Source organism: Paenirhizobium selenitireducens ATCC BAA-1503 (genome assembly GCF_000518785.1).
Classification (GTDB): Bacteria; Pseudomonadota; Alphaproteobacteria; order Rhizobiales; family Rhizobiaceae; genus Allorhizobium; species Allorhizobium selenitireducens.
Genome location: NZ_KI912496.1, coordinates 17,650 through 34,909 on the forward strand (window position 1 = coordinate 17,650; position 17,260 = coordinate 34,909).

A 17,260-nucleotide genomic window follows, 5' to 3' on the forward strand; every position below is an offset into this window, starting at 1 on the left:
GGCGATGTCAAACGCCATGAGCGCAAAACCCTGAGTTCCCCTCTTCGGAAGCTCAGGGGATTGATCCGATTGCGACTGGATGGCGGCCCTACTTGATGTACCAGCCCCAGGGTTCGTCGCTGTTGAACGCGGTGATCTGTTTGACCTCGAGATAGTTGGAAAGGCCCCACTTACCGAGTTCGCGGCCGATGCCGGATTGCTTGTAGCCGCCCCAGGGCGCCTCGGTGAAGGTCGGCTGTGAGCAGTTGATCCAGACGATACCGGCGCGGAAGGCGCGGGCGACGCGCTCGCAGCGCGCCTTGTCCTTCGACATCACGGCGGCGGCCAGGCCGAACTTGCTGTCATTGGCCATGCGGATCGCGTCGGCCTCGTCCCTGAACGTCTTGACGCAGACGACCGGACCAAAGATCTCCTCGCGCCAGACGAAGTTGTCCTCGCTCATGTCGGTCAAGATGGTAGGTTCGAGGAAGTAACCGGTGTCGAGCCCTTGCGGACGCTTGCCGCCATGGGCAATGGTCGCGCCCTCAGTGCGGCCGCGTTCGATCATCGCCAGAACCTTGTCGTGCTGTCCCTTGGAGACGAGCGGGCCGAGCAGCGTGCCGTCTTCCAGGCCATCGCCGATCCGGATCTTCGCGGCCTCGGCGGTCAGCCGTTCCAGCAGTGCCGGATAGAGGCTTTCCTCGACCAGCACGCGGGAGGTTGCCGAGCAGACCTGGCCCTGGTTCCAGAAGATGCCGAACATGATCCATTCGACCGCCTTCTCGATGTCGCTGTCGGCGAAGACGACGAAGGGCGACTTGCCGCCGAGTTCGAGGCTGACATTCTTGATGTCGCGAGCGGCGGCCGCCATGATCTTGGCGCCGGTCGGCACAGAGCCGGTGAAGGCCAGCTTGTCGACACCCGGATGCTCCGACAGCGGCTGACCGGCTTCGGGGCCAAGGCCGGTCACGACGTTGAGCACGCCGGCCGGCAGACCCACTTCCTCGGCGATGGCGGCGAGTTCGAGTGCCGTCAGTGGGGTGAGCTCTGAAGGTTTCAGCACCATGGTGCAACCGGCGGCAAGCGCCGGCGCGACCTTCCACGAGGCCATCAGCATCGGGTAGTTCCACGGGATGATGGCGCCGGCGACGCCGATCGGCTCGCGCACCACCTTCGAGGAAAAGCGCGGCTCGGAGAGCGCGATCGGCTCCTCCGGGTTTTCGTCCAGCTCTTCCGCCAGATTGGCATAGAAGGAGAAGCAGCCGGCGGTATCTTCCATGTCCCAGACGGCTTCCGGCAAGGGCTTGCCGTTGTCGATGACTTCCAGGCGTCCGAGTTCCTGCTTGCGTTCCAGAATCTTCTCGGCGATGGCGCGCAGGTATCTGGCGCGCTCGCCTCCGCTCATCCTCGGCCAGGGACCGGTATCGAAGGCACGCCTCGCGGCCTTGACCGCAAGGTCGATGTCTTCGGCGGTGCCGGCCGGCGCGTGGTGAATGACTTCTTCCGTTGCCGGATTGACGACCGGGAAGGTGCCGCCCTTGACGGGTGCCAGCCATTGACCGTCGATGAAAAGCTTCTGCTTCATTTTTTCCCCTTCTTGGCTTTGGGTCTTGCGCAGGCGACGGGGCGATGCCCGGTCAGCCTGTGACTTTGAGGATCGCTTCTGCCGCCCGGGTTGCTCCGGCAAAGGCTTGCATCTTGCGGGCATTGTCCTTGAGGCGGGCCTGCATGGCGCGGTCGGACAGAAGCCCGCCGATGACGGCTGCCAGTTCGTCGACCGACCAGTCGTAGCGATGGAGCATCTTGCCGACGCCGGTTTCTTCGGCACGGCGGGCATTGTCGTGCCCGTCCCAGCAATAGGGCATCACCAGCGAGGGAACGCCGTAGTAAAGCGCCTCGCAGAAGCTGTTATTGCCGCCGTGGTGGATGAACAGGCTCGATTGCTCGACCACCGAAGGCTGCGGGAACCAGCTGTCGATGAAGACATTGTCGGGCACCTGGGCATATTCGTCGCGCCAATGGCCGGCATTGACGAGGAAACGATAGGGCAGGGTGGCGAAGACGTCGATCATCCGCCGCAGCATGTCGACATCCATGGCGCCCAGCGAGCCGAAGCTGGTCAGCACCAGTTCCGCATCGTTGTGGCTGGCAAAACGCGGCGCCTGATAGGGCGTTTCGCGCCGCACGCAGCCGTCCAGGAAGACGAAACGCTCGGGATCGAGCGGCTCGGCGCGGCGATGGCGGATGATCTCCGGCGCGAGCAGCAGGTTGAGGTCGGGCGAGGCATCGAGAAACAGGGGCGCGGCCGGCGGCTTCAACCCGCACTCGCTCATAAAGGCGGACAGCCGCTTGTGGGAGGCGGCCGTCACCTTGTCATAGGTCGAGGAGAAGGCCTTCCAGTCCGCCCCTGGCGTTTCGCCGAGGCCGGAGAGATAGGGCGGCACCAGCGGGTCGGGAATTTCGGTCTCGGCGCAGGACACCACGCGGATCCACGGCACGCCGGCCGTCGCGATCGCCGGAAACATGACCACGTTGTCGAGCACGATCGCATCGGGCTTCAGGCGCGCCAACAATTGGCGAAGCGGATCCTCGACGCCGATCGCGGTTTCGACGATGGCATCCCAGGTCGGTCCGACATAGGAGGTGAGCTGTTCGAAGGGCGATTGCCGGAAGGCATCCTGGTGACGGCTGATGAAGTCGTTCCAATCGGTCGTCTGGGCCGGCCCGCTCTCGCCGAGCTGGTATTCGGCAAAGCCGTATTCGGCGAAGACGCCGATGAAACCCGGATGACAGATGAAGACGGGCCGGGCGCCAAGCCGACGCAGCTCCTGGGCGATGCCGACACAGTTGAGCGCGGCGCCGTAGCTTGCTTCAGGGAACAGGGCGATGGTCTTTTGTGCTGCCATGGATTTGTTTTTGCTGGCCTTATCGCGAAACGAGCTTGAAGGCGGGAGGGACGCCGCGGCCGGCGAGGCGCGGCCTCAGCGATTGCGACAGCTGTATATGCACACGCATCAGATCGGCGGCAAGCTCCATCTGGCCGCGCTCGATCTGCTCGAGAATCTGGATATGTTCGAGATTGGACTGCATCAGCCGGTAGGTGTTCACGTGGCCCGCCGCGGCATTGGCGCGGCGCCGGCGATGGTGGTTGGTCAGGGCTTCCGCCATGAAGGGATTGCCGCAGCCGCGCGCCACCAGCATGTGGAAGTCGAAATCGGTGCGCTCGAACAGTTTGCGGTCGAAATCCGCCTCGCTCATGCTCCTGAGGATCAGCATGGATTGCCTGAGCGAGGTCAGCGCCGGCAGGTCGCGGCGGAATTCGGGCAAGGTCAGCGCCAGCGGTTCGGTCGCCAGCCGGAACTCGTAGGACTTGGCAACCGCATCGGCGCCCAGGGCAAACTGCTTCAGCAGCCACTGCTGCCCGGCGCCGCGTTCGGCAAGATTGTCCTCGGAGAGTTTTTGTAGCGCGTTTTGTACCGTCTGGCGGGAGACGTCATAGCGCCGCTGCAGCCCGGCAACGGTCTGCGCCTCGGCGATGCGCCCGGCGGAGAGGTCGCGCAGGATGGCGCTGTAGATCTCTGTTTCTCCATCGCTTTCGCCCGCGTCGTCAAGGCGCGCGATCGCCACCGGATCGACGGCAAGCAGAAAGCCGCCATCGGCGTCGGCGGTCACCAGTTCACGCTCCGCAAGCACCTGAAGCGCCTTGCGGACTGGCGTTCTGGAGACATTGCAGTGCGAGGCGAGCGCCTGTTCGGCCAGCCGTTCGCCGGGCGACATGCCGCGCTCGCTGGCGAAATCCAGTATTCTTTGCGCCAATTCCACATGGCGGTGATGAATGCGTCCCGGCTCTGTCGCCATGCCCCACCTGTCTCTCACAAAGGCCGCATGCTGACCGTTGCCGGCCTTTTTCGCAAGCCTTTCCATGACAATTCTGGCAGTTGCTGAGAAAATGTAAATTCCCTATTGACGTATTTTTTTTATAAATAATACTGTCCACCAACGGCGACATGAGATCGGGACACCGACGCCTCGCCGAATGAGGTTGGAACAATCATCAAAAAAGGGAGAGATCCGTGCGAACGAAAAGCGGATACGCCAGAACCAGCGCCTTTGCCGTCAAACTGCTCGCCGCAACTGTACTCGCCGGCAGCGCCGGTGTCGCCAACGCGGCCGATCTCGTCATTTCGAACTGGGATGGCTACATGGCGAAGGACATCGCCGAGAGCTTCAAGGCCGCGACCGGTCTCGAAATCGAAGTGGTGAACCACGCCACGAACGAAGAAATCATGGGCAAGCTGATGGCGAGCCAGGGCAAGGGCTATGACGTCGTCTTCGTTTCGTCGCCCTTCGCCGAGATCCTCAACCATCAGGGTCTGGTTGAGCCGCTCGATGGCGCCGCCATTCCGAACCTCGCCAACCTCTATCCCGAGGCGGTCAATCTCGCCTACGACCCGGGCAATGTCTATTCGGTGCCCTATACCTGGGGCACGACCGGCCTGTGCTATCGCTCCGATCTGGTCAAGACCGCGCCCGACAGCTGGATGAACCTGCTGGCGCCGTCCGACGACATCAAGGGCAAGACCACGATGCTGGCGACCGATCGCTGGCTGATGGCGGCGGGCGAGCTCGCCAAGGGCTATTCGGTCAACGAAGCCGATCCGGCGAAGATCGCGGAGGTCAAGGATCTGCTGATCCAGGCGAAGAAGACTCTGCTCGCCTATGACGACACGACCTTCTACTCCAAGCTCGTTTCGGGCGAAGCGTCGCTGGTCCACGCCTGGGACGGCTGGTGCAATTACGGCATCACCGAAAACAAGGACATCAAGTTCGTCGTGCCGAAGGAAGGCTCGGACCTCTGGGTCGACACCATCGTCGTGATGAAGAACTCGGAGAAGAAGGATGCGGCGATGAAGTTCATCAACTTCATCCTCGATGCCTCCAACCATGCCTGGGCTGCCGAAAACATCCTCTACAAGGTGCCGAACCGGGCTGCGATGGAGAGCCTCGACAAGGCGCTGATCGAGCAGTACCCGAACATGGGCATGACGCCTGCGGAACTCACCAAATACGAACTGCTCCGCGATCTCGGTGCCGCCCAGAAGGACTATTCTCGCGCCGTCAGCGAGATCAAGGCCGCAAACTAAGGCCTCACACCGGAAGACCCGAACACTGCAAGACGATGGGGGAGATGTCGGTCTCCCTCATCGGCACCCCTTTGGCTGCCGCGCTCCCTTGCCGGCCGTCATGGCAAATCCCTCGTCTGGAACTCGTGCATGTCCTATCAGTCCACCCGATCGAACCTGCTCACCGCGCCGGCTGTCGCCTGGCTCGTGGCGTTCATGGTGGCGCCGTGCCTGCTCATCCTGTCCTACGCCTTCTTTCAGCGCGGCATGTGGGGCGGCATCGAATATACCTTCACGCTTGAAAACTTCGCCCGGGTCGTCGATCCGCTCTATGCCAAGATCTTCCTGACCTCGGCGCGCATCGCCGGTCTTGCGACGCTGCTGGCCATCCTGATCGCCTATCCGGCGGCCTATGCGATCAGCCGTGCGCCGCGCATGCGCCAGCCCATGCTGCTGTTCTTCGCCGTTCTGCCGTTCTGGAGCAACTACCTGATCCGCACCTATGCCTGGATGGTGCTGCTCAACCGCGAAGGCCTGATCAACAATCTTCTGCGCTGGTTCGGTTATCAGGGCGAGCCGCTGTCGCTGCTCTACACGGAAGGTGCCGTCATCGTCGGCCTCGTCTACAACTACCTGCCCTTCGTGATCCTGGCGATTTATTCGACGCTGTCGCGGCTCAATCCGGAGCTGATGGAGGCCTCCCGCGATCTCGGCGGCGGCCCGATCCGGACCTTCTGGCGCGTCACCCTGCCGCTCACCCTGCCGGGGGTGGCCGCTGGCGGCGTCTTCGTCTTCGTCCTGTCGATCGGCAATTTCGTCACGCCCGCCCTGCTCGGCGGCGGCCGCTTCCAGATGATCGGCAATGTGGTCTACGACCAGTTCCTGACCGCCAATGACTGGCCCTTCGGTGCCGCCCTCGGGCTCGTGCTGATCGCCATCATGATCCTTCTCCTGATGCTGCAGGCCCGGGCAACCGCGCGTGCCAGCGGCGAGCGCGCGAGGGCGGACGCATGAGAATGGCAAATTCCTCGCGCCTGCCCGGCCGTCTCGTCCTTCTTGCCGTCTTCGGCTTCCTCTACCTGCCGATCGCGGTTCTGGTGGCGCTTTCGTTCAACGAGGCGGGCCTGCCGACAAGCTGGTCGGGCTTCTCGTTCAAATGGTATGCAGCACTCGCCGGCAATGGCGAGATCCTCGGGGCGGCCTGGAACACGCTGGTCGTTGCGGTGTTCGCAACCCTGATTTCGACGGCCCTCGGCACGCTGTTGGCGCTCGGCATGGAAACGCGGCGCCGCAAGAGCACGGGGCTCGAGGCGCTGGCCTTCGCGCCGATGGTCATTCCCGACATCGTGTTGGCGGTCGCACTGCTCACGTTCTTCTCGTTGCTCAACGTGACGCTCGGACTGCACACGATCATCATCAGCCATGTGATCTTCGATCTCGCCTTCGTCAGTTCGGTGGTCCGGGCGCGACTCAAGCATTTCGACTATTCGATCGTTGAGGCCTCGCGCGATCTCGGCGCCTCCGGCTGGACGACCTTCTGGCGGGTGACCTTCCCGGTGCTTCTGCCGGCGATCATTGCCGGCGGCCTGCTCGCCTTCACGCTCTCGGTCGACGAGTTCATCATCGCCTTCTTCACCGCCGGCGCCGGCCGCTCGTCGATCACCCTGCCGATCCAGATCTACTCGATGATCCGTTTCGGCATCACGCCGGAAATCAACGCCCTTGCCACGATCGTCATGGGGGTCAGCGCGCTCGCGCTGCTCATCTCCCAATGGCTCAACAAAGAACAGATGCAATGACCGACGCGCCCCATTCCCACGAGCCGATCCTGACGATCGACGGTCTCCACAAGAGCTTTGGCCCGGTGAACGCGGTGGATCACGTGTCGCTGGAGATCCGCAAGAACGAGTTCTTCGCGCTGCTCGGGCCCTCCGGCTGCGGCAAGACCACGCTTCTGCGCATGCTGGCCGGTTTCGAGACCCCGACCGGTGGGCGCATCCTGCTGGAAGGCAACGATATTTCTGCGCTCCCGCCGGAAAAGCGGCCGCTCAACCTGATGTTCCAGTCCTATGCGCTCTTCCCGCACATGACGGTCGCCAAGAACCTGGCATACGGGCTGGAGATGGACCGGTTGCCGAAGGCGGAAATATCCCGGCGCGTCGAGGAAATCATGGCGGTCACCGACCTTGGCCAGTTCGCCGGCCGCAAGCCCGACCAGCTGTCGGGCGGGCAAAAGCAGCGCGTGGCGCTGGCCCGCGCTCTGGTCAAGCGGCCCAAGGTGCTGCTGCTCGACGAACCGCTCGGCGCGCTCGACAAGAAGCTGCGCGAACGCATGCAGCTCGAACTGAAGCGCCTGCAGCATGAGGTCGGCATCACCTTCATCATCGTCACCCACGACCAGGAAGAGGCCCTGGTCATGGCGGACCGGATGGCGATCCTGAAGGACGGCAAGCTGCTGCAATGCGGCTCGCCGGAGGACGTCTACGAAACGCCGGCCGATCGCTTCGTTGCCAATTTCATCGGCGTGATGAACTTCATCGAAGGTGTCGTCGGTAGCGACGGCATATTCAATGCCGAGGGGCTGAAGCTTGCGACGGGCACCGAGATCCGTGGCGCGGCAACGCTTGCCGTGCGGCCGGAAAACATCACGGTGACTGGGGGCAGCTTCGGCATCGGCGGCAAGATCGTCGACATGGCCTATCACGGTCTCGACCGTGTCCTGCACGTCAAGATCGCCGCCAGTGCAACGCCGCTGCAGGTTCGGGTTCCGGCCAATGCCGCCGTGCCGCACACCGTCGGCGACACCATTCACATCGCGATCGACCCGGATCGCACCCGGCTATTCAAGAACTAAAAAACGAAGGGGAACCCCATGTCGCAAAAGACAATCGCATTCTTTCCAGAAGCCGCTTTCGGACCGGCGCTGAATTCCGTCGGCATCGCGCAGGCCGTCGAAGCACTCGGCCACAAGGCCGTCTTCCTGTCCGACCCGGGTTTCGTCTCGGTCTATCAGGGCTATGGTTTCGAGGCCCATCCTGTGAACCTCTCCGAGCCGATGCCGCCGGAGCAGATGGCGAAGTTCTGGGAGGACTTCATCAACGGCCACATCCCGAACTTCCGCAAGAGTCCCTACGACCAGATCGACAACTATGTGAAGGATTGCTGGACGGCGATCGTCGACAGCGCCAAATGGGCGGAAAAGGATCTGCCGGGCGTCCTGGCCAAGATCAAGCCGGATCTGATCTGCGTCGACAACGTCATCCTGTTTCCGGCCATCAAGCATTTCGGCAAGCCGTGGGTGCGCATCATTTCCTGCTCGGAAAACGAGATCGAGGATCCCAAGATCCCGCCGCATCTCTCAGGCTGCGGCGCCAGCGACTATGCCTGCCATGCAGCCTATCGCGACCATTTCAACGAAGTCATCAAGCCGATCCACGACGACTTCAACGAATTCCTGACATCGACCGGCGAGGACGCCTATCCGATCGGCCAGTTCTTCGAGGCCTCGCCCTTCATGAACCTGCTGCTCTATCCGGAGCCGGTGAAATTCGAGCGCGAACACCCGCTGAACCCCAGCCAGTTCCAGTATCTCGAAGGCTGCGTGCGCTCGGAAAAGCCCTACGAAGTGCCGGTCTTCAAGGCCAACAACGACAAGCCGCTGCTCTATGTCAGCTTCGGCAGCCTCGGCGCCGGCGACACGGATCTGCTGAAGCGGATCATCGCGACGGTCGGCAAGCTGCCGTATCGCGCTCTGGTCAATGTCGGCGACTACAAGGACCAGTACGAAAACCTGCCCGACAACGTCATCGTCGAGAGCTGGTTTCCGCAGCCGTCGGTCATCCCGCTCGTCGATGCCGTCATCCACCACGGCGGCAACAACTCTTTCACCGAGTGCCTCTACTTCGGCAAGCCGGCGATCATCATGCCCTATGTCTGGGACGGCCACGACAACGCGACCCGCGTCGACGAGACAGGCCACGGCTTCAAGATGCCGCGCTATGACTGGACCGACGCGGAACTGGCGACAAAGATCGACCACATGATCAACGACCCGGCGATGAAGGCCAAGCTCGCCGCTGCCGCAAAGCACATGCAGGGCCAGAACGGGCCGCAGAAGGCAGCCGGCATTCTCGATGAGCTGGTAAAGACCGGGAAATACAATGGTTGAGACGCTGAAAACGACGGCCCCGCACATCCATGGCGCCACCACTTTCGACGACCTGGTCGACTGGGGCGTGCAATCGGATGCGATCGAGGGCGCTTCGAAATCGACCGGCCGCCTGCTGTTCAAGGGGCCGAACAACCAGCCGGAAACCGGCATCTGGGTGTGCACGCCCGGCCGCTGGCGGCTGTCGATCCCGCGCGACGAGTTCTGCCACTTCGTCGCCGGCTCGGCGACCTACCGCTCGGATGACGGCGAGGTGATCGAAGTCACTCCCGGGACGGCGGTGATGTTCAAGGCCGGCTGGACCGGCGAATGCACGGTCCACGAGACCATGCGCAATATCTACATGCTGGCCTGAGCCGGCCACTCGAAAGGACATGACCATGACCACCGCACCTTTGATGCGCAATCCGCTCGAACAGACCGATCTCGTCGACTGGGGCATCATCCCGACGATGATCGAGGGCGAGAGCCACGTCTCCGGCCGGCTGATCCACAAGGGTCCGAACGGCGAGAGCGAATGCGGGCTCTGGGTTTGCACGCCGGGCAAGTGGGAGTGCCACGTGACGCGTGACGAGTTCTGCCACTTCCTCGAAGGCCGCAGCACCTATGTGCACGAGTCGGGCGAGGTGATCGAGATTACGCCGGATACGGCAGCCTTCTTCCCCAAGGACTGGAAGGGCGTCTGCACCGTCCATGAGACGATCAAGAAGGTCTACATGATCCGCTGAAAGGCGGAACGAAACGCCGCCCTGGCGGCCGTTCGAAGCAAGAGATTGACCATGCTGCAAAGCCAAACGCTGCCGGACGCGCGCCGGGAGTTCATTGCCGCGCATTTCGACGCGACGCCGAAGACCAGGGCGCTTCCGGCGGATGCCTCGCCGCGCCGCTACTACCGGATCGAGGTCGCGCCGAAGCTGTTAATGGAGGTCGAGCCCGGCACGCCGGACTTCGAGGCTTTCGTGCGCATCAGCCGGCACCTCAACGCGCTCGGGCTTTCGGCGCCGAGGATTTTCTCCGTCGATTTCGAGCGCGGGCTGGCGCTGATCGAGGATTTTGGTCACGGCACCTTCACCCGGTTGCTCGCCGCCGGGCGCTCGGAAGAAGAGCTTTACGGCCTGGCCGTCGATGCTCTGATCCATCTGCACCAGGCACCCGGCGCGACCCGGATCGACGTGCCGACCTATGACCATGGTCCGCTGTTCGATGAACTCGCCATGTTCACCGACTGGTTCGTGCCGCAATGCGCGCCGGACTGCGACGCGGCCGTCTTCAAGGACCGGTTCCTCGGTCTATGGAAGTCCGCGCTTACTGATGTCGCGACATGCCGCGATGCGCTGGTGTTGCGTGACTACCATGTCGACAATCTGATGGTGATCGAGGGGCGCGAGGGCGTGTCCGCCTGCGGGCTGCTCGATTTCCAGGACGCACTGATCGGATCGGCCGCCTATGATCTCGTGTCGCTGACCCAGGACGCCCGCCGCGACATTGATCCGGCTCTGGAGGAACGGCTGATCGAACGTTACCTCGCGGGTCGGCCGGGCCTCGACCGCCAGCGTTTCCTTTCCGAATACTGGCTGCTCGCTGCGCACCGGCACACGAAGATCCTCGGCAATTTCGAGCGATTGTCGAAGCGCGACGGCAAGCACGGCTATCTGATCCATCTGCCGCGCGTCGCCCGACTGCTGGACAAGGCGCTGACGCGCGCCGGGCTAGATGATATCCGTGCCGTCATGGATGCGGCACTTCCCTCCTGGCGCGACCATGCACCGGCCGCGTCGATTTCCTCTCCGACTTCCGAAGCAGGCAGGACGCCATGAGCGCTTATGACATTTCCAAGCCCACCTATTTTGCGGCGGGAGAATACCGGCACAGTCTCGGCCGGAGCATCGACGTGATCGATCCGGCCCGGATCGAGAAGGTCGGGGTGATCACCGAGGTTACCGAAGACGAGCTTTCCTCCACGCTGGATGCCGCAACGGCCGCGCAGCGCAAGTGGAAGCAGCTCGACGCCAAGAGCCGCGCCACCATCCTCCACAAGATCGCCAACCGCATCGAGGCGACCGACATGCGGCGCTGCGCCGAGATCATGTCGCGGGAAATGGGCAAGCCCTATCCGGAAGCGATCGGCGAGGTGGCCAACTGCGCCGGCGCCTTCCGCTATTTCGCCGAGATGGCCCGCGACGACGCGGGCAAGATCGCCGGCACCACGCAGGCCGGCTCGTTCCAGTTCGCCCGCTACGAGCCGCTGGGCTTGTCCGTCCACATCATGCCGTTCAATTTCCCCATCCTCCTGATGTGCTGGACGGTCGCGGCCTCGCTGGCCTCCGGCAATGGCTGCATCATCAAGCCGGCGCCGGCCACGACGCTGTCGACGCTCGAATTCATGCAGATCTTCGCCGATCTGCCGGAGGGGCTGATTGCCTGCCTGCCGGGCGGCGTGGCGCTGGCCGAGGCGCTGATCGCCTCGCCGAAGACCCATGCGGTCGCCTTTACCGGCTCGGTTGCCGCCGGACGGGCGGTCGCCATGGCCGCCGCCGGCCAGATGAAGCCAGCGGTGATCGAGGCCGGCGGTTCGGATCCGATGATCATCACCGCCAACGCCCCGCTGGACGTTGCCGCCGCCGGCGCGGTCACCGCCGCTTTCCATATGTCCGGCCAGGTCTGCACCTCGGCCGAGCGTTTCTTTGTGGTCGATGCCGTGCATGACGATTTCATCGCAAAATTCGTCGCCGAGACCAAACGCCTGCGCATCGGAAACGGTCTCAGCAAGGCCGAGATCGGACCTTTGGTTTCCGAAGCTGCGCGGGCCAAGGTCATCCGGCTGGTGGAAGATGCGGTTTCCAAGGGCGCCAAGGTCGAGATCGGCGGGCGTATACCGCCGTCCGAGCCGGTCGGCTGGTTCTACGAGCCGACCATCCTCACCGGCTGCACGTCCGACATGGCGATCATGCAGGAGGAGTGCTTCGGACCCGTCGCCTCCGTGATGCGGGTCGCAGATTTCGAACAGGCGATCGAGAAGGCCAACGACAGCGAATTTGGCCTCGGCGCCTCCGTCTTCACCACTTCGCTCGAAGAGGCGATGGAAGCGGCGGAGCGGCTGGAGGCCGGCATGGTCTGGGTCAACAATCCGCTGATCGACAATGACGCGCTGCCCTTCGGCGGCTGGAAGAAGTCCGGCATCGGCCGCGAATTGTCACGGCTCGGCATCGACACCTTCCGCCGCTCCAAGATGGTCATCATCGACCACAAGCCGGTGCGCCAGGAGTGGTGGTACCCCTATCCGGACGCGTGGTTCTACGAAACGGGCGGACGCAAGCACGCCTAGGCGCCGCTTCGGCCCCGAACAGATTTCATGACAAGAGGACTTTCGAAATGATCATCACCCTTCTCGGCGGCGCCGGCTTCATGGGCGCCGGCATTGTCCGCGACCTCGTTTCCGACCGCGCCATCGTCGACATCACGAAGATCCGCGTCTGCGATGCGGCGCGCGACAAGATGGAAGCGCTGAAGCAAGAACTTGGCGATGCGCGCCTGGAACTCATCGACCTGAACGTCACCGACCCGGCCGCGCTCAATGCCGCGATTGCCGGTGCCGACATCTGCATCAATTGCGTGCCGACCCTGCTCGGCTTCCAGATGGCGATCTTCGAGGCGGCGCTTGCGGCCAAGGTTCCGTATATCGACCTCGGCGGGCTTGGCACCTTCACGGTGAAGCAGCTGGCCGAACACGATCGCTTCAAGGCTGCGGGCGTGACCGCCGTGATCGGCGTTGGCGCCGATCCGGGCATGTCGAACGTGATCTGCCGGGCCGTGGCGGACGAGTTGGACGAGATCGACAAGATCAACCTCTACTGGGCGGCCGAACTGATCGGCGACGAAAACCCGGTTCTCGTTCCTCCCTACAGCGTCTCGACGGTGCTTGCCGAATATGCCCATGAGAGCACGCAGTTCTACGACGGCAAGCATGTGACCTGCCCGCCGATGAGCGGCAGCGAGTTCCTCGACCTGCCGGAACCCTGGGGTCGCTGCGAGTTCATGCACTCGCCGCATTCCGAACAGCTGACCGTGCCGCTGGCCGACGGCATCAAGGAGAAAGGCATCAAGGAATTCTCCTGGAAGCTGCACCTGCCGCATCGCGAACACGAGGCCTGGGTGGGCCTGGTCAAGGCAGGCTTCGGCGATTTCAACGATCCGGTCGACGTGGGCGGGGTCAAGGTTCGCCCGCTCGATGTGCTGAACAAGGTGATCGAGCGCAACATCAAGAAGAATGCGGCCAAGATCCCGGCGCAGGACAGTCACGAGATCCACTTTGCCATCGGCAAGGGTCGCAAGAACGGCGTCGAAACGACGGTGACGGTCGAGGTCGTGGTCAAGCCGGATGCGATGTACGCGCCCTATGTCGACGCCTGCACCTCGATGAACGGCTCGATCGCCGCGCAACTGATCCTCGCCAATCCGAAGAGGCCGGGCGTTTGGGCGCCGGAAGAATATTTCGACGTTGCGGCCTATTTCAAGGAACTGGAAAAGCGCAAGTTCATCATCAGCAAGCGGGTCGAGGCGTAAGACGCAGGCCCTCTACATCGACGACGCAGGTTCCGGGGGCCGGGGAGGTGACGCCTCACCCGGCTCTCGCCTGGGATATGACCGGTGCTCGTCGTTGCGCGGAAACGCCGAAGACGGACGGGCTAGTTGTTTCGCTGCGGCTTGCGGGCCAGCCAGTGTTCGAGGTCGGCTTCGGCGCGTTCGAGCGCATTGTGATTGAGCAGCTTGCGCAGGAGCGCCACGGTGACCGCCCGGGCACGCAGGTTGAAGCGACCTTCTTCCGCCTCTTCGCCGACGGGCTGGTAGACGCCGAGTTTCTCGTAGAGCTGCTGCAGGCGGTTCTGTACGCTGCGAAGCGAAAGGTTGCGGCGCTTGGCGATGGCGCGGTCGGTGAGGCCCAGCGCAATGTCGACCAGGATCTCGTATTCGGATTCGCTGAAGCCGCGGGCATGGCCAAGGCTCTTCTGCTGAAGGCCCCGCACTTCGCGGTCGATCACGCATTGCGCCTCGATGAAGATCGAGCGCAGCGCCAGCCTCAGCCGTTCATCGGAGGCCGACTTCAGCACATAGCCATAGGCCGCTCCATCCGGCACGATCCGCGAAATGCCGCGGACATTGGCCTCGTCGGCATAGTTGGACCAGAACAAGATGCGTGTATCCGGACGTTCCTTCCAGATGGTGCGGGCCGCCTCGATGCCGTTGCGCGGGCTCATCTGCAGGTCCATGACGATATGCTCGGAGCGGTGTTCGCGGGCGAGCTTTTCGCCGACCAGCCCGTTCTCGGCCTCGAACACCGTATCGCATTCCGGCAAGGCGGTACGCACGGCCTCGTTCAGGTAGGCCCGGTGCAGCGCGTCGTCCTCGACGATCAGAACCTTCATTCTGCAACCTCCTGTTCCGGCATGGGCAGAGTGACGCGGACAAAGGTCTCGCCATGCTCGCGGCCATAGGTGAACCCGGCCGAGATCAGCCGCGCGCGGGTGCGCATGTTTTCCAGCCCGCTGCCGGGGCGGCGGGCGACCTTGCCGATGCCGATGCCGTTGTCGCGGATCTCCAGCAGCATCTCGCCCGGCGGGCAGTCCAGACGGACGGAGATGCGGTCGCCCTGCGCGTGGCGAATGGCGTTGTTGATCGCCTCCTGGGCGATGCGGAAGAGGGCTACGCGGACGGAATGGCCGAGCCGGTCGGTCGCCCCCTCGGTATGGTCGAGGAGTTGGTGGTCGATCGTCAGTCCGCTGTCGCGCACCGATCGCTCCAGATGGTTCTCGATCGCATCGGCAAGACCGAAGAGCTGGAGCACGGAAGGGCGCGCTTCCTCGATGATCTGGCGCAGGTCCTGCATCGAGTGCTGCAAGCTGCGAAACAGAGGCTCCAGCGTCTCGCCGCTGATCGTCGGCATCAGGCTCAGCCGCTCCAGACGCTTGGCGAAACGGGTGAGATCGGCCAGCGTCTGGTCGTGCAGGTCCATGCCGATGCGTTGGCGCTCGGCTTCGAGCGCTTCGGTCAGCCGCAGCGCACCAAGGCGCAACCCCTCCTCGCGCGCCCGCGCCTCGGCCTCGACGATCGCCGAACGCTTGGCCTGGTCGGCGGCCCTCAGCGCAAAGAAGTAGGGCGCGAGCAGGTCGGCGATCGAACGGGCCTTGGCAATGTCGGCAGGGGTGTAGAAATCGGGCTGTAGGCTGGAGCAGGACAGGGCGCCGATGGTCTCCCCCTGTACCTTCAGCGCTACATGCAACCGGCTGCGCAGTCCGTGTTCGAAGATCGGGTGGGAGAAGGCTCCGGAGAAGTTGAACGTGGGGTCGGTGCTTGCATCGGCGGTCAGCATCTCGTCGACCTCTCCCATCAGCAGATCGCGGAGCGGGCTGTTGGCTATGAGCGCTGCCGACATCTTGCTCCATGCCGTCTCGAAGCCGCTCTCATAGGCCGTGTGGTAGGTGCTGCCCGGCGTGATGATGCAGACGTCCATGTGATCGTTGGGAATGATCAGGTTGATTTCCTTGGCCACTGCGCGTATGGCGGAATGGAAATCGAGTTGGCCGGCAAGCAGGCGCGAGATCGCCAGGTACTGGCCGAACAACGAGGCCGAGGCGTCTTCCAGCATTGGTATTCCTCCCCGGCTTCAGGGCTCCCTCCAGAGCCGTGAAACCAACTCACTTCACACCCATTAGCGCAAAAACCGCTCGTCGCGTCTTGCGAACTTCCGCAAATCTCTTGCGGGATCCCGCAGTCTCCCTGCTCGTATCCGTCTATACAGCTTTTTCGATTTCCTCCATCCTGCATTTCACTGAGGCGCCAGTCCTCAGTGGAGGAACATTTCCGGGCCAGCCGTTGAGGAGCGGTCCCGGAGATCCGCCGGACCGCTCCGGCATTCAGGGAGAGAGACATGACCATCAGGAAATTACTCCTGGCGTCGGCTGCGATCGTGTGCGCGGCGATGCCAATTTCGGCCCATGCCGACACATCGACCAAGAAGATCGCGCTTTCCAACAACTACGCCGGCAATTCCTGGCGTCAGGCCATGCTGACCAGCTGGGACAAGGTTACCAAGGAAGCGGTGAAGGCCGGCACGGTCGCCGCTGCCGATCCGTTCACTACCGCCGAAAACCAGGCGACCGAACAGGCCGCGCAGATCCAGAACATGATCCTGGAAGGCTATGACGCCATCGTCGTCAACGCTGCCTCACCGACCGCGCTCAACGGCGCCGTCAAGGAAGCCTGCGATGCCGGCATCACCGTCGTTTCCTTCGACGGCATCGTCACCGAGCCTTGCGCCTGGCGCATTGCTGTCGACTTCAAGGAAATGGGCCGCAGCCAGGTCGAATACCTGTCGAAGAAGATCCCGAACGGCGGCAACCTGCTTGAAATCCGCGGCCTTGCAGGCGTCTTCGTCGACGACGAGATTTCCGCCGGCATCCATGAAGGCGTCAAGCAGTTCCCGCAGTTCAAGATCGCCGGTTCGGTCCATGGTGACTGGGCGCAGGACGTTGCCCAGCGCGCAGTCGCCGGCATCCTGCCGAGCCTGCCGGAAATCGCCGCGGTCGTGACCCAGGGCGGTGACGGTTATGGCGCGGCTCAGGCCTTCGACGCGGCCAAGCGCCCGATCCCGACCATCGTCATGGGCAATCGCGAGGACGAACTGCAGTGGTGGAAGAAGCAGAAGGACGCGAGCGGCTACGAGACCATGTCGGTCTCGATCGCGCCCGGCGTCTCGACGCTCGCCTTCTGGGTCGCCCAGCAGATCCTCGACGGCAAGGAAGTGAAGAAGGACCTCGTGGTTCCCTTCCTGCGCATCGATCAGGACAATCTCGAGAAGAACCTCGAGACCACCGAAAAGGGCGGCGTGGCCAACGTCGAATACTCGCTCGAGGATGCCCAGGCGGTCATCAACGGCAAGTGACGGTATCATCACGGCGGAACTTCACGCCGCCGTGATCTCCCGCCACCCGGC

The 17,260-nt window shown here is 63.2% G+C and carries 16 protein-coding genes; 11 read left to right on the forward strand and 5 right to left on the reverse strand.

Going from position 1 to position 17,260, the window contains the following annotated elements; all coding sequences use genetic code 11:
* Positions 1-88: 88 nt before the first annotated feature.
* The 3 genes from L867_RS0123650 to L867_RS0123660 are packed head-to-tail and all read right to left on the reverse strand — an operon-like array spanning position 89 to position 3,837.
* On the reverse strand, positions 89-1,564 hold the full coding sequence (locus tag L867_RS0123650) for an aldehyde dehydrogenase family protein (RefSeq protein WP_028739133.1): 1,476 nt from the start codon (positions 1,562-1,564) through the stop codon (positions 89-91).
* A gap of 52 nt (positions 1,565-1,616) precedes the next feature.
* A complete protein-coding gene (locus L867_RS0123655; RefSeq protein WP_028739134.1) occupies positions 1,617-2,885 on the reverse strand; it encodes a glycosyltransferase in 1,269 nt (422 codons plus the stop codon).
* 19 nt (positions 2,886-2,904) lie between these two features.
* A complete protein-coding gene (locus tag L867_RS0123660; protein WP_028739135.1) occupies positions 2,905-3,837 on the reverse strand; it encodes a GntR family transcriptional regulator in 933 nt (310 codons plus the stop codon).
* A 215-nt stretch (positions 3,838-4,052) separates the two neighbouring features.
* Between L867_RS0123660 and L867_RS0123665 the strand changes: the two genes are divergently transcribed.
* From L867_RS0123665 to L867_RS0123710, 10 genes are all read left to right on the forward strand, one after another.
* Entirely contained in the window at positions 4,053-5,123 is a 1,071-nt protein-coding gene (locus L867_RS0123665; RefSeq protein WP_037174418.1) for a polyamine ABC transporter substrate-binding protein, read from the forward strand.
* A 129-nt stretch (positions 5,124-5,252) separates the two neighbouring features.
* The gene (locus L867_RS0123670; protein WP_028739137.1) at positions 5,253-6,116 is read left to right on the forward strand and encodes an ABC transporter permease; all 864 of its coding nucleotides are present in this window, start codon (positions 5,253-5,255) and stop codon (positions 6,114-6,116) included.
* A gap of 2 nt (positions 6,117-6,118) precedes the next feature.
* On the forward strand, positions 6,119-6,901 hold the full coding sequence (locus tag L867_RS0123675; RefSeq protein WP_028739138.1) for an ABC transporter permease: 783 nt from the start codon (positions 6,119-6,121) through the stop codon (positions 6,899-6,901).
* The gene (locus tag L867_RS0123680) at positions 6,898-7,956 is read left to right on the forward strand and encodes an ABC transporter ATP-binding protein (protein WP_028739139.1); all 1,059 of its coding nucleotides are present in this window, start codon (positions 6,898-6,900) and stop codon (positions 7,954-7,956) included. Before L867_RS0123675 ends, L867_RS0123680 begins: the two co-directional genes overlap by 4 nt.
* 18 nt (positions 7,957-7,974) lie before the next feature.
* Positions 7,975-9,270: a nucleotide disphospho-sugar-binding domain-containing protein gene (locus L867_RS0123685; RefSeq protein ID WP_028739140.1), complete on the forward strand. Its 1,296-nt coding sequence runs from the start codon at positions 7,975-7,977 to the stop codon at positions 9,268-9,270.
* Complete coding sequence (locus L867_RS0123690) at positions 9,263-9,625, forward strand: cupin domain-containing protein (RefSeq protein WP_232364004.1); 363 nt, start codon at positions 9,263-9,265, stop codon at positions 9,623-9,625. The genes L867_RS0123685 and L867_RS0123690 overlap by 8 nt, the downstream gene beginning before the upstream one ends.
* Before the next feature lie 25 nt (positions 9,626-9,650).
* Complete coding sequence (locus L867_RS0123695) at positions 9,651-9,998, forward strand: cupin domain-containing protein (protein ID WP_104368002.1); 348 nt, start codon at positions 9,651-9,653, stop codon at positions 9,996-9,998.
* Between the two features lie 51 nt (positions 9,999-10,049).
* Positions 10,050-11,087, forward strand: a complete 1,038-nt coding sequence (locus L867_RS0123700; RefSeq protein WP_037174421.1) for an aminoglycoside phosphotransferase family protein — start codon at positions 10,050-10,052, stop codon at positions 11,085-11,087.
* Positions 11,084-12,595 (forward strand): aldehyde dehydrogenase family protein, encoded by a 1,512-nt coding sequence (locus L867_RS0123705; protein ID WP_028739144.1) that lies wholly within the window; start codon positions 11,084-11,086, stop codon positions 12,593-12,595. The genes L867_RS0123700 and L867_RS0123705 overlap by 4 nt, the downstream gene beginning before the upstream one ends.
* A 47-nt stretch (positions 12,596-12,642) precedes the next feature.
* Positions 12,643-13,833 carry a saccharopine dehydrogenase family protein gene (locus L867_RS0123710; RefSeq protein ID WP_028739145.1) on the forward strand — a complete coding sequence of 397 codons (1,191 nt, stop codon included), beginning with the start codon at positions 12,643-12,645 and terminating at the stop codon, positions 13,831-13,833.
* A 122-nt stretch (positions 13,834-13,955) separates the two neighbouring features.
* On the opposite strand, the gene L867_RS0123715 is transcribed toward L867_RS0123710, so the two are convergent.
* Positions 13,956-14,693 (reverse strand): response regulator transcription factor, encoded by a 738-nt coding sequence (locus L867_RS0123715; RefSeq protein WP_028739146.1) that lies wholly within the window; start codon positions 14,691-14,693, stop codon positions 13,956-13,958.
* Positions 14,690-15,913: a sensor histidine kinase gene (locus L867_RS0123720; RefSeq protein ID WP_028739147.1), complete on the reverse strand. Its 1,224-nt coding sequence runs from the start codon at positions 15,911-15,913 to the stop codon at positions 14,690-14,692. Before L867_RS0123720 ends, L867_RS0123715 begins: the two co-directional genes overlap by 4 nt.
* Positions 15,914-16,195: 282 nt before the next feature.
* Here L867_RS0123720 and L867_RS0123725 point away from each other — a divergent pair, with 282 nt between their 5' ends.
* On the forward strand, positions 16,196-17,209 hold the full coding sequence (locus L867_RS0123725; RefSeq protein WP_028739148.1) for an ABC transporter substrate-binding protein: 1,014 nt from the start codon (positions 16,196-16,198) through the stop codon (positions 17,207-17,209).
* Positions 17,210-17,260: the final 51 nt, after the last annotated feature.